The organism is Micromonospora sp. L32, assembly GCF_052068055.1.
Classification (GTDB): Bacteria; Actinomycetota; Actinomycetes; order Mycobacteriales; family Micromonosporaceae; genus Micromonospora; species Micromonospora purpureochromogenes.
This window is the reverse complement of the sequence record NZ_JBQHDD010000004.1, coordinates 241,463-264,718: the sequence shown is the minus strand read 5'-3', so window position 1 is coordinate 264,718 and position 23,256 is coordinate 241,463. Positions and strand designations below refer to the sequence as shown.

23 protein-coding genes are annotated in these 23,256 nt (G+C 74.7%); 12 read left to right on the top strand and 11 right to left on the bottom strand.

The window, feature by feature from the left end; translation table 11 throughout:
- Window positions 1-50: 50 nt before the first annotated feature.
- A complete protein-coding gene (locus ACTMTB_RS13105) occupies window positions 51-4,880 on the bottom strand; it encodes a WG repeat-containing protein (protein WP_441145370.1) in 4,830 nt (1,609 codons plus the stop codon).
- A gap of 161 nt (window positions 4,881-5,041) precedes the next feature.
- Here ACTMTB_RS13105 and ACTMTB_RS13100 point away from each other — a divergent pair, with 161 nt between their 5' ends.
- From ACTMTB_RS13100 to ACTMTB_RS13090, 3 genes are read left to right on the top strand one after another with little or no spacing between them, the layout of a single operon-like run.
- A complete protein-coding gene (locus tag ACTMTB_RS13100) occupies window positions 5,042-5,893 on the top strand; it encodes an ABC transporter permease (protein ID WP_441145368.1) in 852 nt (283 codons plus the stop codon).
- On the top strand, window positions 5,886-6,698 hold the full coding sequence (locus ACTMTB_RS13095) for an ABC transporter permease (RefSeq protein WP_441145366.1): 813 nt from the start codon (window positions 5,886-5,888) through the stop codon (window positions 6,696-6,698). The genes ACTMTB_RS13100 and ACTMTB_RS13095 overlap by 8 nt, the downstream gene beginning before the upstream one ends.
- Window positions 6,695-7,681 carry an ABC transporter ATP-binding protein gene (locus tag ACTMTB_RS13090; protein ID WP_441145364.1) on the top strand — a complete coding sequence of 329 codons (987 nt, stop codon included), beginning with the start codon at window positions 6,695-6,697 and terminating at the stop codon, window positions 7,679-7,681. The genes ACTMTB_RS13095 and ACTMTB_RS13090 overlap by 4 nt, the downstream gene beginning before the upstream one ends.
- A gap of 24 nt (window positions 7,682-7,705) precedes the next feature.
- On the opposite strand, the gene ACTMTB_RS13085 is transcribed toward ACTMTB_RS13090, so the two are convergent.
- A complete protein-coding gene (locus ACTMTB_RS13085; RefSeq protein WP_441145362.1) occupies window positions 7,706-8,266 on the bottom strand; it encodes a helix-turn-helix domain-containing protein in 561 nt (186 codons plus the stop codon).
- Window positions 8,267-8,333: 67 nt separating this feature from the next.
- On the opposite strand from ACTMTB_RS13085, the gene ACTMTB_RS13080 reads away from it, so the two are divergent.
- The gene (locus ACTMTB_RS13080) at window positions 8,334-9,152 is read left to right on the top strand and encodes an AzlC family ABC transporter permease (protein WP_441145360.1); all 819 of its coding nucleotides are present in this window, start codon (window positions 8,334-8,336) and stop codon (window positions 9,150-9,152) included.
- Window positions 9,146-9,454 (top strand): AzlD domain-containing protein, encoded by a 309-nt coding sequence (locus tag ACTMTB_RS13075; RefSeq protein ID WP_280841526.1) that lies wholly within the window; start codon window positions 9,146-9,148, stop codon window positions 9,452-9,454. The genes ACTMTB_RS13080 and ACTMTB_RS13075 overlap by 7 nt, the downstream gene beginning before the upstream one ends.
- A gap of 53 nt (window positions 9,455-9,507) precedes the next feature.
- Here the strand turns inward: ACTMTB_RS13075 and ACTMTB_RS13070 are convergent, their stop codons facing one another.
- From ACTMTB_RS13070 to nadA, 3 genes are all read right to left on the bottom strand, one after another.
- The gene (locus ACTMTB_RS13070; protein WP_441145357.1) at window positions 9,508-10,149 is read right to left on the bottom strand and encodes a DUF3043 domain-containing protein; all 642 of its coding nucleotides are present in this window, start codon (window positions 10,147-10,149) and stop codon (window positions 9,508-9,510) included.
- 42 nt (window positions 10,150-10,191) lie between these two features.
- Window positions 10,192-11,547 carry a UDP-N-acetylglucosamine 1-carboxyvinyltransferase gene (gene murA / locus ACTMTB_RS13065; RefSeq protein WP_441145355.1) on the bottom strand — a complete coding sequence of 452 codons (1,356 nt, stop codon included), beginning with the start codon at window positions 11,545-11,547 and terminating at the stop codon, window positions 10,192-10,194.
- A 230-nt stretch (window positions 11,548-11,777) separates the two neighbouring features.
- Window positions 11,778-12,977 (bottom strand): quinolinate synthase NadA, encoded by a 1,200-nt coding sequence (gene nadA, locus ACTMTB_RS13060; RefSeq protein ID WP_441145353.1) that lies wholly within the window; start codon window positions 12,975-12,977, stop codon window positions 11,778-11,780.
- Between the two features lie 68 nt (window positions 12,978-13,045).
- On the opposite strand from nadA, the gene ACTMTB_RS13055 reads away from it, so the two are divergent.
- The 4 genes from ACTMTB_RS13055 (at window position 13,046) to ACTMTB_RS13040 (ending at window position 16,388) form a co-directional block, all read left to right on the top strand.
- Window positions 13,046-14,182, top strand: a complete 1,137-nt coding sequence (locus ACTMTB_RS13055) for a glycerate kinase family protein (RefSeq protein WP_441145351.1) — start codon at window positions 13,046-13,048, stop codon at window positions 14,180-14,182.
- A gap of 173 nt (window positions 14,183-14,355) precedes the next feature.
- Window positions 14,356-14,724 (top strand): iron-sulfur cluster insertion protein ErpA, encoded by a 369-nt coding sequence (gene erpA / locus ACTMTB_RS13050; protein WP_088961031.1) that lies wholly within the window; start codon window positions 14,356-14,358, stop codon window positions 14,722-14,724.
- Window positions 14,725-14,907: 183 nt separating this feature from the next.
- Window positions 14,908-15,885 carry a carbohydrate kinase family protein gene (locus ACTMTB_RS13045; RefSeq protein WP_210776408.1) on the top strand — a complete coding sequence of 326 codons (978 nt, stop codon included), beginning with the start codon at window positions 14,908-14,910 and terminating at the stop codon, window positions 15,883-15,885.
- Complete coding sequence (locus ACTMTB_RS13040; protein ID WP_441145348.1) at window positions 15,882-16,388, top strand: AAA family ATPase; 507 nt, start codon at window positions 15,882-15,884, stop codon at window positions 16,386-16,388. Before ACTMTB_RS13045 ends, ACTMTB_RS13040 begins: the two co-directional genes overlap by 4 nt.
- A gap of 49 nt (window positions 16,389-16,437) precedes the next feature.
- Here the strand turns inward: ACTMTB_RS13040 and ACTMTB_RS13035 are convergent, their stop codons facing one another.
- Window positions 16,438-16,665, bottom strand: a complete 228-nt coding sequence (locus tag ACTMTB_RS13035; protein ID WP_088961034.1) for a sulfurtransferase TusA family protein — start codon at window positions 16,663-16,665, stop codon at window positions 16,438-16,440.
- Window positions 16,662-17,813 carry a cysteine desulfurase family protein gene (locus ACTMTB_RS13030; protein WP_441145346.1) on the bottom strand — a complete coding sequence of 384 codons (1,152 nt, stop codon included), beginning with the start codon at window positions 17,811-17,813 and terminating at the stop codon, window positions 16,662-16,664. The genes ACTMTB_RS13035 and ACTMTB_RS13030 overlap by 4 nt, the downstream gene beginning before the upstream one ends.
- A gap of 170 nt (window positions 17,814-17,983) precedes the next feature.
- On the opposite strand from ACTMTB_RS13030, the gene ctaC reads away from it, so the two are divergent.
- A complete protein-coding gene (ctaC, locus tag ACTMTB_RS13025; protein ID WP_441145344.1) occupies window positions 17,984-18,955 on the top strand; it encodes an aa3-type cytochrome oxidase subunit II in 972 nt (323 codons plus the stop codon).
- A gap of 10 nt (window positions 18,956-18,965) precedes the next feature.
- Window positions 18,966-19,394: a cytochrome c oxidase subunit 4 gene (locus tag ACTMTB_RS13020; RefSeq protein WP_441145342.1), complete on the top strand. Its 429-nt coding sequence runs from the start codon at window positions 18,966-18,968 to the stop codon at window positions 19,392-19,394.
- 185 nt (window positions 19,395-19,579) lie between these two features.
- Here ACTMTB_RS13020 and ACTMTB_RS13015 read toward each other — a convergent pair whose 3' ends face one another.
- From ACTMTB_RS13015 to ACTMTB_RS13000, 4 genes are all read right to left on the bottom strand, one after another.
- Entirely contained in the window at window positions 19,580-19,792 is a 213-nt protein-coding gene (locus ACTMTB_RS13015) for a hypothetical protein (protein ID WP_357616437.1), read from the bottom strand.
- Between the two features lie 117 nt (window positions 19,793-19,909).
- Complete coding sequence (gene trpD, locus ACTMTB_RS13010; protein WP_441145340.1) at window positions 19,910-20,956, bottom strand: anthranilate phosphoribosyltransferase; 1,047 nt, start codon at window positions 20,954-20,956, stop codon at window positions 19,910-19,912.
- Between the two features lie 89 nt (window positions 20,957-21,045).
- Window positions 21,046-21,441 (bottom strand): hypothetical protein, encoded by a 396-nt coding sequence (locus tag ACTMTB_RS13005; protein WP_154943960.1) that lies wholly within the window; start codon window positions 21,439-21,441, stop codon window positions 21,046-21,048.
- Window positions 21,442-21,547: 106 nt separating this feature from the next.
- The gene (locus ACTMTB_RS13000) at window positions 21,548-22,543 is read right to left on the bottom strand and encodes a cytochrome c oxidase assembly protein (protein WP_441145338.1); all 996 of its coding nucleotides are present in this window, start codon (window positions 22,541-22,543) and stop codon (window positions 21,548-21,550) included.
- Between the two features lie 108 nt (window positions 22,544-22,651).
- Between ACTMTB_RS13000 and ctaE the strand changes: the two genes are divergently transcribed.
- On the top strand, window positions 22,652-23,251 hold the full coding sequence (gene ctaE / locus ACTMTB_RS12995; RefSeq protein WP_280841517.1) for an aa3-type cytochrome oxidase subunit III: 600 nt from the start codon (window positions 22,652-22,654) through the stop codon (window positions 23,249-23,251).
- Window positions 23,252-23,256 lie beyond the last annotated feature (5 nt).

Below are 23,256 nucleotides of genomic sequence, written 5' to 3'. Positions count from 1 at the left end.
CCCTAGTCCGCTCCGATCATGACCAGGGGACGGCGCGGCGGCGGCGTGGTTCAGAGCACCGGATGCGCGTCGGTCAGCAGCAGGTCGATCTCGGCCAGCACCGCGTCCGGGCCGGGGTGCACCGGGTCGATGAGCGGCTCGCCCCGCCGGTCCAGCGCGCCCCACCGGCCGGTGCGGTCGTTGGCCAGGAACGCCACCGGGTGGATCACCAGATCCGGGTGGGCCGGTGCGACCAGCACCCGGCCCGTGCGGTCCACCACGCCCCGGAAGCCGCCCAGTTCCACCACGGCCAGCCCCTCGTCGGTGAAGCCGTCGAGCCGGCGGCCGTCGGCCAGCGCGGTGCGGAAGCCGTGGTAGCGGGTCGGGACGACCAGCCGGCCGTTGCGGTCCACCGCGCCCCAGCCGCCCCGGCGCACCGCGGCGACCCCGGCGGTGAACGGCCGGGCGTCCTCGAAGCCCGCCGGCACCACCACGGTGTCCTCGGAGTCGATCGCCATCCAGTCCGCCTCGCCGCGGCGCGAGACCCAGGCCAGACCGTCGGAGAAGGCCCGCACCGCCGCGTACGAGGGGCCGATCAGGGTGCGGCCGGCCTCGTCGATCAGCTCCCAGCCCGGGGCGTCGGGGCGGCGTACCCAGGCCAGGCCCTCGCGGAACGGCTGCGCCTCGGCGTACCGGTAGTCGAGGACCAGCTCGCCGTCGGCGTCCGCGTACCCCCACCGGCCCAGGCCGCCGTCGAGCGTGGGCACCGGGGAGGTGCGCCCACGCAGCACCTCCTCCCGGCTGCGGGGGTACGGCCCGAAGCCGCCCCGGGCGGTGGCCCGGGTGTGCACCGCGTCCAGGCAGACCCGGATCCGCTCGGTCAGCTCCGGGTCGTCGGCCCGGCGCAGGTCCAGGGCGCGCTCGAAGTGCTCGCAGGCCTCCATCAGCCGGCCCTGGTCGTAGCAGGAGCGGCCGGCGTGCTCGTGCAGCGCCGCCCGCAGCCGGTCCGGCAGCTCGGCCGAGTTGGCCTCGGCGAAGAGCCGGTCCGCCTCGGCGAACTCGCCCTTCCAGCGCAGCACCTCCGCCAGCCGGGCCCGGGCCAGCGCGGTTCGCCGCAGCTCGCCGGTCGCCTCCGCGTAGGTGAGGGCGAGCCGGCCGTCGGCGAGCGCGTCGTCCAGGTCGTGGACGACCCGGGAGACCACCGCGCGCAGGCTGAGCAGCCGCGCCCGGGCCCGGTTGTCCAGGGACGCGCCGAGCTTCTCGGTCAGCCGCCGGCGTAGCGTCCGCAGCTCGTCGGCGTCGTCGACGACCTCGCGCAGCGTCTCGGGGTCCAGCCGCCACCGGTACGCGGCCAGGACCTGCTCCGGGTCGGCCGGCGGCTCGTCCGGCACGGTGGTGGTGGTCTCCGCGGCGGTGGTGGCCGGCGGGTCCGCCGGGGCCGGCTCCGCCTCGGCGACCGGCGGCGCGGTCACGTCGGCCGGCGGGGTGGCCGTGTCGGCCGGCGGGGTGGCCGTGTCGGCCGGGTCCGGGTCGGGTGCCGCTTCGGTGGTGGCAGCGGCGACCGGGGGCGTCGGAACGAGCCCGGCGGACTGCTCCGGAGCGGTGGCGGGCGGCGTCGACGCCTCGGGTGCGGTCGGACCCGCACCGGTCGGCGACGGCGGAGCCGAGACCGGATGGACGGGCTCCTCGTCGGTGTCCACCCCGGGCGGTGCGGATACCGGCCGGATGGACGGCGCATCGCTTGCGTCGGCCACCGGCGACGGGACTTCCGGCACCGGCCGGGCGGACTGCTCGGGCGTGCCGGCCGGCGGTGCGGAGACGGGTCGGGTCGACGTGCTGATGGCGTCCGTTCCGGCCGGGTCGGGCTCGGCCGGCGTTGCGGTGACCGGTCGGGCCGGTTCGGCTGCGTCGGACGCGTCTGATTCGGCCGTACCGGCCGCCCAGTTGTCGGCCGGTGGCACGGAGACGGGTCGGGCCCTCTCCAGAGCCTCGGCCGGTGGCGCGGAGATCGGTCGGACCGGCTCCAGGGCATCGGCGGGAGGTGCGGAGATGGGCCGGGGCGACTCCACAGCGGCGTCCGCCGGCGGCGCGGACACCGGGACCGACGGCCCCGGGATCTCGGCCCAGGGCGCGGAGGTGGGGTGGTGGGCGTCGTCGGAAGCCGGGCCGGCGGGAGCGTCCGAAGGCACCGGTGGTGCCGAGCGCGGCCGGACCGCCGCCGCGTCATGGTGGGCCGCGGGGACCGGTGCCGGCGCGGCGGAGGTCCCCGGCGCGGACGCGGTGGCCTCGGCCGGCAGCGGTGCGGCAATCTCGTCGGCGGTGTCCCGCTCCGGCGTCGGAGCCGCGGGCTCGACCGGTGCGGCGGCCGGCCCGGAGCCGGCCGCGACCGGAGGCGCCGCTGCCGGTGCCGTGACGTCGGACGCGGCCCGGTCGGCGACCGGCCGGAACGCCGGCGGCGCGGAGACCGGCCGGTACGGCTCGGCGTCCGGCGACGGCACGGGGGACCGCTCGTCCGAGGGGTGGGTGGCCTCGGCCGGCTGCCCGGGCGGCGCGGACACCGGGGCTGCCGACCGGGACGCGTCCCGGGGCGGATCGACCGGGGTCGGCCGGTCCGCGTCCGGGGACGGGCGGGCCGCCGGCGCGGACGGGCCCGCCGCGCCGGACGGGGCGGACACCGGGCGGTCGTCGGCCTCGTCGGCCGGCGTCGGGCGGGCAGGCCGGAACCACGCCTCGGAGCTGTTCGGCTCCGTGCTGCGGGCCACCGGGGGCACGGGAGTGGTGGGCTGCGGCGCCGGCGGGATGTAGCGGCGCGGCTTGTCCGGCGTGATCTCCAGCGACGGGCCGGCGGCCGAGCCCGTGCTCGCCGGGGTGGACGGTGCGGGGGCCGGGCCGGCGGGCCGCTGCGGGGCGACCCGGGCCTCGGGCGGCGGGGGCGGGCCGACGGGCGGCCCGGAGACCGGCCGGTGGCCGACGGACGGTCCCGGCACGGGCTGGTGCCCGACGGGCGCTCCCGACACCGGGCGTCGGTCGGGCGTCGGACCGGGCGTCGGCTGCTGGCCGGGGAACGGCCGGCCGTGCGCCGGCGGCACCCGGTCGTCGGCGGGGTACCGGAACCCCGCACCGGGGGCACCGGAGACCGGTCGCGCGTCGGCCGGAGGCGCGGACGCCGGCCGGTGGTCGGCCGGGACGGGGCGCTGGGCGGTCGGGCCGGCATCGCCGGGCGCGATGGGGCGCGCCGCGCCCTCCTGGCCGGGCCGGAACTCAGACCGCGGCCGGGCCGCCGGGGGCGACGAGATCGGCGCGTCCCGGTCCGGGCCGGGCGGGGCCGAGGTGGGTCGGTCGTCGCGGGTCCGGCCCGGTGAGCCGCCGGTGGCCGGTGGCGCGGGGCGCGGCGGACCGGAGACCGGGGGCATGGTCCCGGCGAAGGGCGGCGTGCCGGCGGCGCGGGGCGGGAACTGGTCCCGGCCGTGCGGGGCACGCGAATCGGCGACCGGGCGGACGGGAGCGCCGGAGACCGGCGCGCCCGAGGTGGGGGCGGGGGAGACGGGTGTGGCCGGGGCCGGGCCGCCGGACGACGGCGCCCCGGAGACCGGCGCGGGAGAGATCGGACGCACCGGGCCGTGGGCGGCGGGCCGCTCCTCGTGCCACGAGGGGCGGGCGGGCCGCTGCTCCGGGTGCCGGCCGTGTTCCGGGCCGGGGCCGCCCCGGCCGTCGCGGTCCGCGCCGGGCCGGCTCCACTGCTCGCGGTACGCCTCGGCGGGCGGCGTCGCCTCGCGCGGCCGGCGGTCCGGGTACGCCTCGGCGCGGGCGGCCGCCTCGCGCGACGGTCCCCGCTCCTCGGGGTGGCGGCGCTCGTCGTACCCGCGCTGCCAGCGCTCGTCCGACCCTCGGGACGAAGGGCGGCGCGCGTCGTCGTACCCGTTCGGCGCGGGCCGCTGTTCGGCGTACCCGTTCGGTGCCGGCCGCTGCTCGGCATACCCGTTCGGGGTGGGCCGGTCCGCGTACCCGTTCGGTCCGGGTCGGTGGCCGGCGTGGTCGCGGGCGGGCGGGCGGTCGTCGTATCCGGGCGGGCCCGGCGGGCGCTCGTCGTGGCGCGCCGGGCGGCGCTCGTCCGGCTCGCGGTACCGGCCGGGGACCTCCTGGTCGGGGCGGGTCCGCCGGTCGGCCGGGAACTGCTCGTGACCGTCCCGCCGGCGGCCGTCGTCGGCCGGACGGCGGTCGTACCCGGTGCCGGGCCGGCGCGCCGGCGGCGCCTCGTCGGGTTCGGGCACCCAGCCGGGCTCGACGCCACGGGCCGGCTCGTGCCTGGGCCCGGGGGAGACCGGGGCGACGCCCGGGGCGGGGCGCTGCGGACGGCCGTCGTACCGGTCGGCGGCGCCCCGGTCGCGGTGCCACGCCGCCTCGCGCGGCCGGTCGGCGCCCTCGCGTGGCCGGTCGGCACCTTCGCGTGGCCGGTCTGCGACATCGGGGTGGCGGTCGGCCCAGGCGGTACGGGCGGTGCGCGGGGCCGGGGCCTCCGGCTCCGGCCGGCGGCGCTCGCGCTGCCAGGTCAGGTCGGAGGCCGGCCGCCGGTACAGGTCGTCGTCGCGCCGGTGCGCCTCGTCGGCGTGGGGCTGCGGATCGGCGACCGGGGGGCCGCCCCAGCGCGGCGGTTCCTCGTCGTGGTCGTCCCAGGACCGCCCGAGGTACGTCCCGTCGGGACGGGTCGGGGCGAGCGGCGGCACCTCGGCCCGGCCGACCACGGCGGCCCGCCCGCGCGGGGGCGGTGCCGGGAGGTGCCGGGCGCCGATGTCGCCGGGGTAGCGCTGGCCGGGGAACTGCGGCTGCCACTCGGTGGTCGGCTCGACGACCCAGGAGGGCTCGGCCGGGTCGTGCCAGCGGTCGCGGTAGCCGCCCGTCATCGAGGGCCCTCGTCGCCGCCCGTGCGGCGCGGCCCGATGCCCGGCTCGCGTCGCTCGCTCACGGCGGTGTCACCTCGTTGGAAATTGTCGTGCCGGGGCCTCCACCTGCCGGTAGAGTCGCCCGACCCGGCACGGCATGGCTGCGGATGGAGGGTAACGGCGTGGGCTCGGTCACCGCCACTGTGGCACCGTCCACGGACTCAAACGTTATCCTATGGTTTCGGACATTTTGGGCGATATCCCGATCCGGCTTCCGACGATACGCCACCTATCGTCAGGCCGCGCTGGCCGGTGCCGTCACCAACTCCGTCTTCGGGTTCCTGCACTGCTACGTGCTGCTCGCGGCGGCCGGGACCGCCGGCAGCGTCGGCGGGTACGACCGGGCCCAGCTCGCCACCTTCGTCTGGGTCGCGCAGGGCCTGCTGGCGGTGATCCTGCTGTGGGGCTGGAGCGACCTGGCCGACCGGATCCGCACCGGTGACATCGCCGGCGACCTGCTCCGCCCGGTGCACCCGGTGACCAGCTACCTCGCCACCGACCTGGGCCGCGCCGGGTACGCCGTGCTGGCCCGCTTCCTGCCGCCGCTGCTCATCGGCCCGCTCTTCTTCGACGTGTACCTGCCCACCCGCTGGTCGACCCTGCCGCTCTTCGGTGTCTCCGTGGTCACCGCGCTGGTGCTCTGCTTCGGCTGCCGGTACCTGGTCAACGCCACGGCGTACTGGTTGCAGGACGTCCGCGGCCCGATGATCCTCTGGACGCTCGGTTCGGGGGTGCTGGCCGGGCTCTACTTCCCGCTGCGCTTCCTGCCCGAGCCGCTCCAGCTCGCCCTCTGGCTCGGGACGCCCTTCCCGAGCCTGCTCCAGACCCCGCTGGACGTGCTGGTCGAGCGCGACCCGCCGGCCACCCAGCTCGGGCTGGTCGCCCTTCAGCTCTGCTGGGCGGTGCTGATCCTGGCCGCCTGTCGGCTGGTGCAGCGGCGGGCCGAACGGCGGCTGGTGGTGCAGGGTGGCTGAGGTTGGCGGCGCGGCCACCGCGTACCGGGCGCTGCTGCGGGCGCAGGCGAGGTCGCAGACGGCGTACCGGACGTCGTTCGTGGTGGACCTGCTGGGCAACGTCGGGGCCACCGTCTTCGACGTGGTCACCGTCCTGGTGCTCTACGGGGTGACCCACGAGCTGGGCGGCTTCACCCTTCGCGAGACGCTGGTGATGGTCGGCCTCTCCTCCTGCGCCTTCGCCACCGCCGACCTGCTGGTCGGCAACATCGAGCGGCTGCCGCGGTACGTGCGCACCGGGCTGCTCGACGCGGTGCTGCTGCGACCGCTCGGCGCGCTGCCCCAGCTGCTGCTGATGGACCTGCCGCTGCGCAAGGTGTCCCGGGCGCTGTTCGGCCTGGCCGTGCTGGTGGTGGCGCTGGCCACCGCCGGAATCGACTGGACGCCCGGCCGGGTGGCGCTGGCCGTCGTCGCCCCGCTGGCCGGGGTGGTCTTCTTCGGCTCCCTCTTCGTGGCCACCGCCACCGTCTCGTTCTACTGGGTGGAGTCGGGGGAGCTGGCCAACTCGGTCACCTACGGTGGACGGGACTTCACCTCGTACCCGGTCACGATCTTCGAGGGCTGGTTCCGGGCGGCCTTCGCGTACGGGCTGGGATTCGCCTTCGTCAGCTACCAGCCGGCGCTGGCGCTGCTCGGCCGGGCCGACCCGCTGGGCCTGCCGGCCTGGGCCGGCTGGGCCGCGCCCGGGGTCGCGCTGGTCGCCGCCGCCGGCGCGGCGGCGGCCTGGCGCGTCGGTGTCCGCCACTACCGGAGTACGGGATCATGAGCCTGGTGATCGACGCGCAGGGGCTGCGCAAGGAGTTCACGGTCCGGGTCAAGGTGGGCCGGCTGCGCCGCGAGAAGCGGACGGTCACCGCCGTCGACGGCGTGGACCTGCGGGTGGAGCGCGGCGAGACGCTCGGCTACATCGGCCCGAACGGGGCGGGCAAGTCCACCACCCTGAAGATGCTCACCGGCGTGCTCACCCCATCCGCCGGGCAGGTACGCGTCTGCGGGCTGCGCCCGGTCGCCCAGCGCACCCGGCTGGCCCTCGGCATCGGCGTGGTCTTCGGGCAGCGCTCCCAGCTCTGGTGGGACCTGCCGCTGCGCGACTCGTTCGACCTGCTCCGGCACGTCTACCGGGTGCCGGCCGGCGACCACGCGACCCGGCTGCGCCGCTGCCGCGCGCTGCTGGACCTCGATGAGTTCCTGGACACCCCGGTGCGGCAGCTCTCCCTCGGGCAGCGGATGCGCGGCGAGCTGACCGCCGCCCTCCTGCACGGCCCGCGGGTGCTCTTCCTCGACGAGCCCACCATCGGCCTGGACGTGGTGAGCAAGCAGGCCGTCCGCGACTTCCTCGGCGAACTGCGCCAGGCCGGCGACACCACGCTGGTGCTCACCACCCACGACCTGGCCGACATCGAGCGGCTCTGCCGCCGGCTCGTGGTGATCGACCACGGCCGGGTGGTGCACGACGGCTCGATCGCCGCCCTGCACAGCCGGTACGGCTCCCGCCGGCTGGTCGTCGCCGAGCTGGACACCGCGCTGGCCACCCCGCCGACGCTGCCCGGCGCGCCGCTGGAACGCATCGAGGCGGACGGGCGCCGGCTGGTCTACGCCTGCGAGTCGGCCGGCGCGGCGGAGGTGGTGGCCGGGCTCGCCGGTCTGGCCACACTCCGCGACATCTCGATCGTCGAGCCGGACATCGAGGAGGTGGTGACCCGGCTCTACCGGTCCCCGGCGAGCCGGGCGGCCCCGGTCACCGGCTGACCCTGGGCCCGGCCGCGGCGGCGGTCAGGGGTGCTCCATCACGAGGACGGCGAAGGTGCCGGGCGCCAGCGCCTCGTACCGGTGCGGCGCGTCGCCGGGGAACGTCGCGTAGTCGCCCGGACCGAGTTCGACCAGGTCCGGCTCCGGGCCGACCCGCATCCGGCCGGCGGCGACCACGATGTGCTCGACGCTGCGCGGCGTGTGCGGTTCGGCGATGCGGACCGCCCCCGGCTCGAGCTCCATCAGGTAGACGTCGCGCCGGCTGTGCGCCGAGCCGGCGGCGAGCAGGGTGGCGGCGAAGTCGGCGTGGTCCGAGCGGACCCGGGGGCCCTCGCCGGCCCGGATGACCCGGACGGTGGCCGCGGGTGGCTCGACCAGGCGGCTGAACGGTACGCCGAGTGCGACTCCCAGCGCCCACAGCGTCTCGACGCTCGGGTTGCCCACCCCGGATTCGAGGTGGGACAGGGTGGACTTGGCGATGCCGGCGCGGCGGGCCAGCTCGGTCAGCGAGATGCCGGCCCGCTCGCGCTCGCGACGCAGGGCGGCGGCGATGGTGGCCAACGGCGGAGCGGGTTCTCCGGCCATTTGTTCGCTCCAGAGGTCTGTTTGTTCGGTTTGACGAACACGGGGGCTGTGTTCATCATAATGGACCATGCGTACGGTAGAGCGAACGGCCGGCAGCGGCATGCTCCGCGATGTCGCCGCCATCGGCGCGGCGATGATCGCGGTCGGCGCCTCCTTCGGCGCGGTCGCCGTCGCCGCCGGCCTGCCCGCCTGGGCGACCGTCGCGATGTCGGTGCTGGTCTACGCCGGCGGAGCCCAGTTCATGGCAGTGGGGCTGGTGGCGGCCGGCAGCCCGCTCGCCGCCGTCCTGGCCGGCCTGCTGCTCAACGCCCGGCACCTGCCGTTCGGCCTGACCCTGGGCGACAGCCTCGGCGGGCAGCGCTGGCGGCGGCTGGTCGGCAGCCATCTGATGACCGACGAGGCGACCGCGTTCGCGCTGGCCCGACCGGCCGGCCCCGCGCGCCACCGGGCGTTCTGGCTCGCCGGGGCGCTGCTCTTCCTGGCCTGGAACGCCGGCACCCTGCTCGGCGTGCTCGCTGGTGGGGCGGTCGGTGACCCGACCACCCTGGGGCTGGACGCCGCGTTCCCGGCCGGGCTGACCGCCCTGCTGCTGCCAACGCTGCGGGACCGGGAGACCCGTCAGGTCGCGCTCTCCGGCGCTGCGCTTGCGGTGCTCGCCACGCCGGTGCTGCCGGCCGGGCTGCCGGTGCTGCTCGCGCTCACTGGCCTGGTCGTGCCGTTGGTACGCCGCCACCGGCAAGGCCAGGCAGCGGTCGGCCCGGGCCCGGAGAGCGGAGCGGACGCCCCGGCCACCGTCGGTTCGCTCGCAGGAAGCGGACCCGCCGACGGGCTCGCCCGGGAAGCCGGCCCGGGACAGGCCGTCCGGACGGAGGAGACCTCGTGCTGATCGCCGTGATCCTTGCCCTGGCCGCGGGAACGTACGGCTTCCGGGTCGCCGGAGTGCTGCTGCGGGACCGGCTGGACCTGCCCGAGTGGTCCCGGCGGTTGCTGCCGGTCGGGGCCGCCGCCCTGTTGGCCGCGCTGGCCGCGACCGCCGCGCTGACCGAGGCGGGCGGCTTCGCCGGCTACGCCCGGCCGGCGGGCGTGCTGGTCGGGGTGCTGCTCGCCTGGCGGCGGGCACCGTTCGTCCTGGTGGTGGTCGCGGCGGCCGGCACCACGGCCCTGCTGCGCCTGCTCGGGGTGCAATGACGAAGCCCCTCCCCGTTTACGCCGGGAAGGGGCCAGGTCCGGACCGGGTGGGGTCAGATCTTGTCGCCGATGTTGACCTGCGGCGCGGGCGCCCGCATCCGGCGGAAGGTGATCGAGCGCATGATCGCGTAGAGGTAGAGCGACCCCATCCGCTCGCCGCTGTTCGGGAAGCGCTCCCGCACCAGCTTCTTGATCTTGCGAGAGATCAGGATCGAGTCGATCACCACACCGAGGGCGAGCGCACCCCAGACGATGTTCGACGCCAGCCGGATCGCCGGCGGCATGGCCTGGTTGGAGCCGATCAGCACGATCAGCGCGCCACCGAAGAACCAGGTGCCGACCGTACGCCGGGAGTCGACCACGTTGCGGGCCAGCAGCCGCTCCGGGCCGCGGTCGCGCGGGCCGCCCTCGCGGCGGAACTCCGCCGCCGCCTCGGCGCGGGCCAGCCGGCGCTGCTCCCGCGCCTCCTCCTTGGTCAGCGGCTTCGTCGGCCCGGCGGGGCGACGACCGGCGACCGGCCGCTTCGGGGTCTGCAGGCCCAGTTCCTTCTTGCTCGGGGTGTAGCCCCGGGGGTGCGCGGAGGGCTGCTCCTCGGTCACCACGTCGGTGGCGGAGGAGTCGGGGTCGGCGGACTTGCGGCGAAACAGCGACGGCACGAGGTGAAGGGTAGCCAAACGACGGCGCCCGGTGCACATCACGGTGCACCGGGCGCTCGTTCGGAGCTCAGGGGAGTTCGGTTACGGCCGCTCGACGTGCGCGCCCAGGCTGGCCAGCTTCGCCTCGAAGTCCTCGTAACCGCGGTTGATCAGGTCGACGCCGTACACCCGGGAGGTGCCCTCGGCGGCGAGCGCCGCGATCAGGTGGCTGAACCCGGCGCGCAGGTCCGGGATGACCAGGTCGGCCGCGTGCAGCTTGCTCGGCCCGGCGATCACCGCGGAGTGCTTGAAGTTGCGCCGGCCGAAGCGGCACGGGGTGCCGCCCAGGCAGTCCCGGTAGACCTGGATGTTGGCGCCCATCGTGTTCAGCGCCTCGGTGTAGCCCAGCCGCTGCTCGTAGACCGTTTCGTGGACGATCGACAGGCCGCGGGCCTGGGTCAGCGCGACGACCAGGGGCTGCTGCCAGTCGGTCATGAAGCCCGGGTGCACGTCGGTCTCCAGCGCCACGGCGTTGAGTTCGCCGCCCGGGTGCCAGAACCGGATGCCGCCCTCCTGGCCCGGGTCGCCGAGCTTCGGCGCGCGGGCGTCGGTCACCTCGTACGCGCCGCCGACCGAGCGGAAGATGTTCAGGAAGGTCATCATGTCGACCTGCTGGGCGCCGAGCACCTCGACGTGCCCGCGGGTGGCCAGCGCCGCCGCCGCCCAGCTCGCCGCCTCGATCCGGTCGGGGATCGGCCGGTGGGTGTAGCCGCTGAGCCGCTTGACGCCCTGGATCTCGATCACCCGGTCGGTGTGGACCTTGATGATCGCGCCCATCTTCTGCAGGATGCAGATCAGGTCGATGATCTCCGGCTCGACGGCGGCGTTGCGCAGCTCGGTGACGCCCTCGGCCATCACCGCGGTGAGCAGCACCTGCTCGGTCGCGCCCACGCTCGGGTACGGCAGCGCGAACTTGGTGCCGTGCAGCCCGTTCGGCGCCGACAGGTGCAGCCCCTCCGGGGTCTTCTCGACCGTCGCGCCGAACTCGCGCAGCGCCCGGAGGTGGAAGTCGATCGGGCGCGGCCCGATGTGGCAGCCGCCCAGGTCCGGGATGAAGGCGTGCCCGAGCCGGTGCAGCAGCGGGCCGCAGAACAGGATCGGGATCCGGCTGGAGCCCGCGTGCACGTTGATCTGGTCGGTGCTGGCGCTCTCGACGTTGGCCGGGTCGAAGACCAGCTCGCCCTCCTCCGCGCCGTCGGTGACCTTGACCCCGTGCAGGCCGAGCAGCCCGCGGACCACCTCGACGTCACGGATGCGCGGCACGTCGAACAGCCGGCTGGGGGTGTCGCCCAGCAGGGCGGCGACCATCGCCTTCGAGACCAGGTTCTTCGCGCCGCGCACGCGGATCCGCCCTTCCAGCGGCGTGCCTCCGTGTACGACCAGGACGTCGTCGGTCAACGCAACCTCCAGCGCGCGTCGGGTGGTGCTGTGTCGAGGGTGGGGTCGAGCTGTCCAGCTCTTGCCGGCTGTTCAGCTACCCGGAATGGGACCGGCGCAAAACGGTCCGCGATGTCGTCGCCCCGGCAGCATAGCCCTCGGTGACGAAAACGGAATCGGTCACATCGCCAGGCACGGAACGAACCGGGGATTCCGGCATGTTTCCGTACCAGCGATGTGACCGTGGGTGATCAGCGGGCGGTGGGCGGCGGAGTGTCCGCGCCCGGCAGGGCGAGCATCTGGTCCAGCGCCACTCGCGCGTGGTGCGCGGTGTCCGGATCGACGGTGATCTGGTTGACCACCCGCCCGGCGACCAGTTCCTCCAGCGCCCAGACCAGGTGCGGCAGGTCGATCCGGTTCATCGTCGAGCAGTAGCAGACCGCCTTGTCCAGGAACATGATCTGCTTGTCCGGGTGGGCCAGCGCCAGCCGGCGGACCAGGTTCAGCTCGGTGCCGACCGCCCAGGCCGAGCCGGCCGGAGCCGCCTCGATGGTCTTGATGATGTATTCGGTGGAGCCCACGTGGTCGGCGGCGGTGACCACCTCGTGGCGGCACTCCGGGTGCACCAGCACGTTGACCCCGGGCACCCGCGCGCGCACGTCGTTGACGCTGTCGAGGGTGAACCGGCCGTGCACCGAGCAGTGGCCCCGCCAGAGGATCATCTTCGCGTCGCGCAGCTGCTGCGGGGTGAGCCCGCCGCCCGGCTTGTGCGGGTCGTACAGCACGCAGTCGTCCAGCGAGAGGCCCATCTCCAGCACCGCCGTGTTGCGGCCCAGGTGCTGGTCGGGCAGGAAGAGCACCTTCGACCCCTGCTGGTACGCCCAGTCCAGGGCGCGCTTGGCGTTCGACGAGGTGCAGACCACGCCGCCGTTGCGTCCGACGAAGCCCTTGATGTCGGCCGAGGAGTTCATGTACGTCACCGGGACGGTGTCCGCCGCGACGCCCAGCTCGGTCAGCACGTCCCAGGCGGTCTCGACCTGCGACAGCACCGCCATGTCCGCCATCGAGCAGCCGGCGGCCAGGTCGGGCAGGATCACCTTCTGCGCGTCCGAGGTGAGGATGTCGGCGCTCTCGGCCATGAAGTGCACGCCGCAGAAGACGATGTACTCCGCGTCCGGCCGGGCCGCCGCCTCCCGGGCCAGCTTGAACGAGTCGCCGGTCACGTCGGCGAACTGGATCACCTCGTCGCGCTGGTAGTGGTGACCCAGCACGAACACCTTGGTGCCGAGCGCAGCCTTCGCCGCCGCCGCCCGGGCCACCAGGTCGGGGTCGCTCGGCGCCGGCAGGTCGCCCGGACACTCCACGCCACGCTCGGTGGCGGGATCGCTGCCGCGGCCGAGGAGCAGCAGCGCAGTGGCGGTGTTGGAGGGTTCCACCCAGGTCGAAGTCACGCCTCCCATGGTCCCACAGCGTGGCTGCCGCGCAGCCTCCGCCGGTGTGGGCTGCCACACTGCCAGGCATGCGCGTGCTGCTGTGTCCGGACAAGTTCGCCGGCACCCTCGCCGCCCCGGAGGTCGCCGCCGCCGTCGCCGAGGGCTGGCGGGCCGTCGCCGCCGGCGACGAGCTGCTGATCCGACCGCTCGCCGACGGCGGGCCGGGCTTCGTCGCGGTGCTCGCCGACGCCCTCGGCGGGCGGCGGATCCCGGTGCCGACCGTCGACCCGCTCGGCCGGCCGGCCACCGGTGAGATCCTGCTCACCGACGACGGCACCGCCTACCTGGAGAGCGCCCAGGCCTGCGGGCTGCACCTGCTCTCCGCCGCCGAGCGGGACCCGAAGGCGACCACCTCGTACGGGCTGGGGGCGCTGGTCACCGCGGCCGTCGAGCACGGGGCGCGCACGGTGGTGGTCGGGCTGGGCGGCTCCGGCACCAACGACGGCGGGGCCGGCCTGCTCACCGCGCTCGGCGCGACGCCGCTGGACGACGCCGGCCGGGCCCTGCCGTACGGCGGGGCGGCGCTGGCCGCGGTCGCCACCCTCGACGGCGCGCCCCGGCTGCGCGGGGCCACCCTGGTCGCCGCCACCGACGTCGACAGCCCGCTGCTCGGGCTGCACGGCGCGAGCAACGTCTACGGCCCGCAGAAGGGCGCCACCAGGGCGGACGTGCTGCTGCTCGACGCCGCGCTGGAGCGCTGGGCGGCGGTGCTCGAACGGGACCTGCCCGGCTGCCCACCCGGACTGGGCGCGCTCCCGGGCGGCGGCGCGGCCGGCGGCCTCGGCGCGGCGATCCTCGCCCTGGGCGGACGCTGCGAGTCCGGCATCGACCTGGTGACCCGGGCGATCGGGCTGGACGCCGCCCTCGACGCCACCGACCTGGTGATCACCGGGGAGGGGTCCTTCGACCACCAGTCGCTGCGCGGCAAGGTGGTCGCCGGGGTGGCCGGGGCCGCCCGCGACCGCGGGGTGCCCTGCGTGGTGCTGGCGGGGCGGGTGAGCACGGGGCGGCGGGAGGCCGCCTCGGTCGGCGTCACCGAGACGTACAGCCTGGTGGAGCACTTCGGCGGGGAGGAACGCGGCGGCGTCGAGGCCGCGATGAGCCGCCCGGCCGAGGGGCTACGGGCGCTGGGCGCCCGGCTGGCCGGGCAGTGGAGCCGTTGAGCACCCGGCCGGAGGTGCGGACCTGCGGCGCGGGTGACGACCGTCTGGTCACGCCCCCGGGTCGCGCCGGCCGGGACGGCGTACGATCGGATCTGGACCACACCGGGAATCACTGGACGACGCGCGACGTTGGCCAGTGCGTCCGGACCCATACCGCGCAGGGAGATTTCCACGTGACCACGCCAGCGCAGACCGAGTCGACCGAGGCCCAGGCCCCTACTTCCGTCGTCCTCACCGACGTCGCGGCGCAGAAGGTCAAGGCCCTGATCGAGCAGGAGGGCCGCGACGACCTGCGGCTCCGGGTCGCGGTGCAGCCGGGCGGCTGCTCCGGCCTGCGGTACCAGCTGTTCTTCGACGAGCGGTCGCTCGACGGTGACGTCGTCACCGACTTCGACGGTGTCGAGGTCGTCGTCGACCGGATGAGCGCCCCCTACCTGGCCGGCGCCACCATCGACTTCGCCGACCGGATCGACGCCCAGGGCTTCACCATCGACAACCCCAACGCGGGCAGCTCCTGCGCCTGCGGCGACTCGTTCAGCTGAGTCGACCAGCACCTGCGTCCGGCGGGGCCGTCCTTCGGGGCGGCCCCGCCGCCGTCTGTGCGCCTCCGCGGGGGGTGACGTCCGGATGAGCGGCGGGTGGCGCATTGTCGACCGACCCTGGACCGGCTCCCGGGGCGGCCCGGTAGGCTGACCGGCGCCGTGCTCCCGACCCCGAGGGTTGACATGAAGATCGCCGTGACCGGCTCGATCGCGACCGACCACCTGATGAGCTTCCCCGGTCGCTTCGCCGACCAGCTCATCGCCGACCAGCTGCACAAGGTGTCGCTGTCGTTCCTCGTGGACGACCTGGTGCTGCGTCGCGGCGGGGTGGCCGCCAACATCGCCTTCGGCATGGCGCAGCTCGGGCTGCGCCCGGTGCTGCTCGGGGCGGTCGGCGCCGACTTCGCCGACTACCGCTCCTGGCTGGAGCGGCACGGCGTCGACTGCGAGTCGGTGCACGTCAGCGAGGTGGCGCACACCGCCCGGTTCGTCTGCACCACGGACACCGACATGTGCCAGATCGCCTCCTTCTACGCCGGGGCGATGAGCGAGGCCCGCAACATCGAGCTGTCCCCGGTGGCCCAGCGCCTCGGCGGTCTCGACCTGGTGCTGGTCAGCGCCAACGACCCGGAGGCGATGATCCGCCACTCCGCCGAGTGCCGGGAGCGCGGGTACGCCTTCGTCGCCGACCCGTCCCAGCAGCTCGCCCGGATGGACGGCGCGGACGTGATCGGCCTGATCGACGGCGCCGACTACCTGATGACCAACGACTACGAGAAGTCCCTGCTGCAGAGCAAGGCCGGCCTCACCGACGAGCAGCTGCTCGACCGGGTGAAGGTGCGGGTCACCACGCTGGGCAAGGACGGCGCGGAGATCGCCGGCCGGGACTTCGGGACGATCCACGTGCCGATCGCCCGGGAGATCCAGGCGGTCGACCCGACCGGCGTCGGCGACGGCTTCCGGGCCGGTTTCTTCGCCGCGCTCTCCTGGGGCCTCGGCCTGGAGCGGGCCGCGCAGGTCGGCTCGCTGCTGGCCACCCTGGTGCTGGAGACCGTCGGCACCCAGGAGTACGACGTCCGCCGCGACCTGTTCGTGAAGCGCCTGGCCGAGTCGTACGGCGACGCCGCCGCCGAGGACGTGCGGCCGTACCTGCTGCCGTGAGGCCCGTCCTGGTCGCGTTCGCCGGCCTGCCGGCGGTGGGCAAGAGCACCCTCGCCCGGCGGGTCGGCGCGGCGCTGGGCGCGCCCGTGCTGCCGGTGGACCCGGTCGAGCGGGCGCTGGCCCACCACGGGCTGGTCGGCGACGTGCCCGGGATGGCGGCGTACCAGGCGGTGGCGGGGCTGGCCGAGGTGCAGTTGGGGCTCGGCCTGACCGTGGTGGTCGACGCGGTCAACCCGGTGGCCAGCGCCCGCGGCCTCTGGCACGACCTGGCCGAGCGGGCCGGGGTGCCGCTACGGCTGATCGAGGTGCACTGCGGCGACGAGGCGGAGCACCGCCGCCGGGTCGAGGCGCGGCTGCCCGCCGAGCCCGACCCGCTGCTCCCCACCTGGGACCAGACCCTGCTCCGCCGCGCCGAGTACGAGCCGGTCATCGGCCCCCGCCTCGTGGTCGACACCGCCGTGGACCTGGACCCCCTCCCCGCCATCCTCACCTACCTGACCTGACCCCGGCGCCCCCCTCAAAGTGCACAGGTCTGGGGGTGGGGGGAGGGGGTCAGTGGGTGCGGCGGACGTCGTAGGCGGTGGTGTCGGGGTGGGCGGCGACGAAGTCCTGGGCGCGCATGCGGCACCAGGCCGGGATGTCGACGGCGGCGGCCGGGTCGTCGGCCAGGACGCGCAGCACCGCGCCGACGGGCAGCTCGGGCAGGCGGCGGGCCAGCGCGATGACCGGCAGCGGGCAGCGCTGGCCCCGGCAGTCGAGCACCTCCGTGGGGTCGGTCACAGCCCCACCACCCCCGCCTCGGCGCGCAGTTCGGCGACGATCCCGGGCAGCTCGGCCAGGAACCGCTCGACGTCCGCCTCGGTCGTCTCCCGGTGCAGCGAGACCCGCACGTTGCCGTGCGAGAGCACCCCCATCGCCTCCAGCACGTGCGACGGGCGCAACGTCGAGGAGGTGCAGGAGGAGCCGGAGGAGACCGCGAAGCCGCGTCGGTCCAGCGCGTGCAGCAGCACCTCGCCGTCGACGTAGAGGCAGGAGAAGGTGACCAGGTGGGGGAGCCGGTCGCTCGCGTCGCCGACCACCTCCACGTCCGGCACCTCGGCCGCCACCCGGGCTCGGATCCGGTCCACCAGCGGCGCCAGCCGGGCCGCCTCGGCCGCGGCGTCGGCCGCCGCCGCGCGCAGGCTCGCCGCCGCCGCCACCACCGCCGGCAGGTTGACCACCCCCGGGGTACGCCCCGACTCCCGCTCGTCGGCCGGCCAGGGCGACTCCCACCGGGTGCCCTTGCGCACCACCAGCAGCCCCACCCCGGGTGGCCCACCCCACTTGTGCGCGCTGGCGGTCAGCACCGACCAGCCCGCCGGCACCGGCGCCCGCCCCACCACCTGGGCCGCGTCGACGTACAGCGGGACACCCGCGTCGGCGCACTCGGCGGCCGCCCGCGCCACCGGCTGGACCGTGCCCACCTCGTGGCTGGCGGCGATCAGCGCGGCCAGCGCGACCCCGGGGGCCCGTACCGCGTCGGACCAGGCGGACAGGTCGAGCCGGCCGAGCCGGTCCACCGGCACGGCGACCGCGGCGCCACCACCGGCCACGTGCCGCTCGGCGGCGTGCAGCACCGCGGAGTGCTCGATCGTCGAGTGCACCAGCGTCGCCCCGACCCGCCGCCGACCGGCCAGGCCACCCAGCACCGCCCCGTGCGCCGCGGTCGTACCGCTGGGGGTGAAGGAGAGCTCGTCGGCGCGGACCCCGAGCGTGGCCGCGGTGGCCTCGCGGGCGGCGTCGAGGAGCTGGCGGGCCCGGCGGGCCTGGGTGTACAGCCTGGCCGGGTCGGCCCAGCCGTCGTCGAGGGCGGCGAGCAGCGCCTGCCGGGCGACCGGGTGCAGCGGCGCGGCGGTGGCGGCATCCAGGTAGACGGGGGTAGGGCTCACGACAGCCCACGCTATCGGGTCGGTATGCCCACGAGCCCCCCGATGGGGGCGCACAGTGACCCCAACACGGTCGAGCCCGTCATGGTCGAGTAATCTGCGACCGTCGGTGACGCCTTTGCCGTCGGTGCTTCAGGGAAACCCACCGCGGCGCGCTAGGGAGGCAGGACCAGGTGGTCGCAAGGAGTTCGGAGGTACGGCCCTCGGCCGTACGGCACAGCGCTTCCCCAGGAGCCGGTGGGCGCCGGCGGCGTGGTGCTGGTCGACTCGCCGGGCTCGGTCTCGGCGGAGCGGCGCTGCTGGTTCTGCTCACCGGCTGCAACGTCGGCAGCGCGGTCGACGGCTTCGGCTGGCCGCAGGGCGGCATCTCGCCGGAGTCGCACCGGATGTACGACCTGTGGATCGCCTCCTGCATCGCCGCGCTCGCGGTCGGCGTCTTCGTCTGGGGCCTGATCTTCTGGTGCGTCGTGCGCTACCGCAAGCGGGGCAACGAGCTGCCGGTGCAGACCCGGTACAACCTGCCGATGGAGTTCCTCTACACCATCGCGCCGATCCTGATCGTCTCCGTGCTCTTCTACTACACGGCGGTCGTGCAGACCGATGTGGTGCGGATTACGAAGAACCCCGACGTGACCGTCGAGGTCGTCGCGTTCAAGTGGAACTGGCAGTTCAACTACCGCGACGGTCAGGGCCCCGAGGCGAACACCGTGGCGTCGGTGCTGGGCACCAGCGAGGTCATCCCGGTGCTGGTCCTGCCGACCGACCGGTCGATCCGCTTCGAGGAGACCAGCCGCGACGTCATCCACTCGTTCTGGGTGCCGGAGCTGCTGTTCAAGCGGGACGTCATGCCGGGCAACGTCCGCAACGTCTTCGAGATCTCCAAGCTCGAGTCCGAGGGCGCGTACGTCGGCCGGTGCGCCGAGCTCTGCGGCAGCTACCACGCCTTCATGAACTTCGAGCTGCGCGTCGTCTCCCCCGAGAAGTACGACCAGTTCCTGGCGGCCAAGCGGGACGGCAAGTCGACGCAGGAGGCGCTCAGCGCCATCGGCGAGGACCCGTACGCGAAGACCACCGAGCCGTTCAAGACGCGGCGCAACGTGGCCACCTTCAACCCCGACAAGTCGCACTCCGACCCGAGGAACTGAGGGAGCCGACATGAAGACCGAGTGGCGTATTTTCCTGGTTATCGCCGCGTTCCTGCTCGGCGCGACGGTGCTCTACGGCGTCTGGACCTGGGGTGACTCGGGCGGCCGGGTCGAGTGGGTCGGCACCGTGGCCCTGCTGCTGTCGTTCCTGCTCTGCGCGATGTGCGGCGGCTTCTTCTGGTTCGTCTCCCGCCGGATCGACCTGCGGCCGGAGGACCGGCCGGACGGCGAGATCGCCGACGGCGCGGGCGAGATCGGCTTCTTCAGCCCGGGCAGCTACTGGCCGTTCGGCCTGGCGCTGGCCGCCGCGGTGGCCGGCATGGGCCTGGTGTACTGGCAGTTCTGGCTGGTGGGCGTCGGCCTGGTCGCGGTCATCTTCGCCGCGTGCGGCCTGCTCTTCGAGTACTACACCGGCACCCGGCGTACCGCCGAGCACTGATCCGACGGCTTCGCCCGTAGGCCCGCGTCCCGCTCCGGGACGCGGGCCTACGCGTGTTCCGGCCCCCTGAGTCGTCCACGACATCAGGTCGACAGGATCGGTGAGCCGAGGGTGCGGTTGCCGGCGGGGCCAACGGCCCGGCGGGCACGGCGAGTGAGAGCGCGCGATGAGGGCGGGGCCGCGGGTCAGGCCGCGCGGCGGCCCGACCGGGATGTCGCCCGTGGGCGCCGGTCGGCCAGGCGCGGGGCGTGAAAGGCGAAGGTGGCGATCAGCACGGCCGCGCCGCAGCCGGTGCAGATCAGCTCGGGGCAGTCGAGGTCGTGACCGTCGACGCAGGGCGGGACCTCGAACGGCTGCACGCCCTCGCAGGTGTCGCAGTAGAGCTCGCGGTCCGACACGGGCGTCTCCTCTCGCTCCGGTGCCCGCCGACGACCATCGGAGCCATCGGCGGAAAACGGAAAATTACTCCCGTGTAGTTTGGCACGCCCCTCCGACAGTTCCGCCGCGCCACCCGCTCAGAGGCTGCGGGCCACCTCGACCCAGCGCTCCAGGACGGCGGCCGCCGCGCCCGAGTCGATCGACTCGGCGGCCCGGCCCAGCCCGGCCCGCAGCGCCTCGGTCAGGTCGCCGTCCAGCGGCCCCTGGGTGGCCAGCGCGGCGGCGGAGTTGACCAGCACGGCGTCCCGCACCGGGCCGGTCTCCCCGGCCAGCAGCCGGCGGGCCACCCCGGCGTTGTACGCCGCGTCCCCGCCCCGCAGGTCGGCCAGGGTGGACCGGGGCACCCCGAGGTCCGTCGCGTCCAGCACGGCCTCTCTGACGGTGCCCTGCTGGGCCACCCAGACCCGGGTGGGGGCGGCGGTGGTGAACTCGTCCAGGCCGTCCTCGCCGCGCATCACGATCGCCGAGTCGCCCCGCCCGGCGAAGACGGCGGCCATCACCGGTGCCATCCGCGCGTCGAAGCAGCCCACCGCGCCGGCCCGGGGACGGGCCGGGTTGGTCAGCGGGCCGAGGAAGTTGAAGAAGGTGGGTACGCCGATCTCGCGGCGGACCGGGCCGGCGTGCCGCATCCCCGGGTGGAACCGGCCGGCGAAGCAGAACCCGATCCCGGCCTCCTCGACGCAGCGGGCGACCTGCTCGGGCGCCAGGTCCAGCGGCACGCCGAGGAACTCCAGCAGGTCGGCGGTGCCGCAGAGCGAGGAGGCGGCGCGGTTGCCGTGCTTGACCACCCGGACCCCGGCGCCGGCCACCACCAGCGCGGTCATCGTGGAGATGTTCACCGTGTGGGCGAGGTCACCGCCGGTGCCGACCACGTCCAGCGCGGTGCGCCGCAGCTCCTCGGGCAGCTCGACCGGCACCGCCCGGCCGAGCATCGCCTGCACCAGGCCGGCCAGCTCGGCGGGGGTCTCGCCCTTGGCCCGCAGCGCCACCGCGAAGCCGGCGACCTGGGACGGGGCGGCCGCGCCGGTCATGATCTCGTCCATCGCCCACGCGGTGTCCGCGGTGGAGAGCTCGTCGCCGCGCAGCAGCGCGTTGAGCAGGTGCGGCCAGGTCCGTTCGCCCATGGTGGGCCTCCCGAGCGGGCGTGGGTGCGGGTGGGACGGGGGCGGCGCCCGTCAGCCCGGGCGCCGGAGGCGCCGCCGAGCGCGCAGACTCAGGCGGCGGCGTGCGTACGCAGCAGTTCGGCGACCGTGGTGCCGGTGGTCACCGGGTCGAGCGGGTGCACCAGCGTGGCGTCGACCTGCGCGTACGCGGCGAGCCATCGGTCGGCGGAGCGGGCGATGACCACGCAGGTGGGCGGGGCGTCGTCCCGGTCGTCCTTGATCTGGCGGGCGATGCCGATGCCGCCGCCCGGGCTGGCCTCGCCGTCGAGCAGCATGAGGTCGATCTCGTAGTCGTCGACCAGTCGGATGCACTCGGCGTACGTGGCGGCCTCGACGAACTCGATCTCGAGGCCGGGCGCCGGGCGGGTGCCGACGGCCAGCCGCATCCGGTCACGGACCTGCGGGTCGTCGCTGTAGAGCAGGACGGTGCACTGACGATCGCTCATCGCTGGACTGGCTCCCACCTCGTAGCTGCCCGCTGATGGTACCCGCCGGTGTGGCGTACCCGACATCCCGCCCGGCCGGGCGGCGCGGACGCCGCGTCGGCGCAGCTCAGGCCGGGCTGCCCGGAGCGGGGGTCGCGGTCGCTGCGGTGGCGGCGGCGTCGGCGGCGCGGTCGCGGGCCTCCTGGCGGTCCAGCTCGCGGTCGAGCCGGCGGGCCTCCCGCTCGGACTGCCGGATCCACTGCACGACCAGCACCGCGAGCATCGTCACACTGACGAACTCGCCGCCGGCCCAGAGGATGCCGCCGGCGACCACCTGGTCGTTCCAGGGGTTCGACCAGGACAGGTTGAGCGACGGGTACCAGTCGCCGCCGAGCAGCGTGGTGCTCTGCATGATGGTGAGGCCGAGCACCGTGTGGAACGGCACGGAGAGCAGCATGAGCAACGCCCGCGCCGGGTACGGCCACCGCCCCGGCAGCGGGTCGAGGCCGAGCAGCGGCCAGAAGAACACGCAGCCGGTGGCGATGAAGTGCGCGTGCACCAGCTCGTGCGCCCAGGCGTGCTCCAGCGTGTAGTGGTAGAGGCCACTGAAGTAGAGCGCGAACGGGTTCACCACAAAGATGCTGAACGCCACCAGCGGGAAGCTGTAGACCTTCGCGACCCGGCTGTGCACGATCGCCAGCAGCCGCTTGCGGGGGCGTACCGGCAGGGTGCGCAGGGCCAGGGTGACCGGGGCGCCCAGGGCGAGGAAGATCGGCGCGATCATCGACAGCACCATGTGCTGGACCATGTGCACCGACAGCAGCGCCGTGTCGTACGCGTGCAGGCCGCTGACCGTGACCGCGGCGATGCCGCCCAGGCCCGGGCCGAGGAAGCAGATCGTCCGGAGGACCGGCCAGGCGTCCCCGCGCAGCCGCAACCGGTAGACCCCGTAGAGGTAGAGTCCGGCGGCCAGCACCAGCCCGAGGGCGAGCCAGCTGTCCAGCCGGGTCTCGGTGAAGACCCGGGTGACGGTGAACGGCGGCGGGACGGCCTCGCCTCCGGCGGCGAGGACCGCCGACGGGCCCGCCGAGGTCGCGGCGAAGATCGAATCGACGTGCAGCACGCTTTTCAGGCTAGGCCAGGCGAACCGGACCACCACGATCGGGCCATCCCCCGCCCGGGTTTGGCCCCCCGCTGATCGCCCGCCCCGGTCAAGGGCAATAATGACCGCGTGACTGCGGCCCCAGCCATTGACAAGAGCCGGATCCACTCCCTGACCCGACCCAACATGGTCAGCGTCGGGACGATCGTGTGGCTCTCCAGCGAACTCATGTTCTTCGCGGCGCTGTTCGCGATGTACTTCTCCATCCGCGCGGCGGCGCCGGAGCAGTGGGAGAAGCACACCGAGCACCTCAACATCCCCTACGCGACCACCTTCACGGTGATCCTGGTGTTGTCCTCGGTGACCTGCCAGCTCGGTGTCTTCGCGGCGGAGAAGGGCGACGTCCACGCCCTGCGGCGTTGGTTCACGATCACCTTCGTGATGGGCCTGATCTTCGTGCTCGGCCAGGTGAACGAGTACCGCACCCTGGTGCACGAGGGCGTGAAGATCAACGAAGACGGTTACGGGTCGATGTTCTACCTCACCACCGGCTTCCACGGCCTGCACGTGACCGGCGGCCTGATCGCCTTCGTCATCTTCATGATCCGCACCACCATGGGCCGGTTCACTCCGGCGCAGGCCACCTCGGCGATCGTCGTGTCGTACTACTGGCACTTCGTCGACGTGGTGTGGATCGGGCTCTACGCCATGATCTACTGGCTCCAGTGATCTTG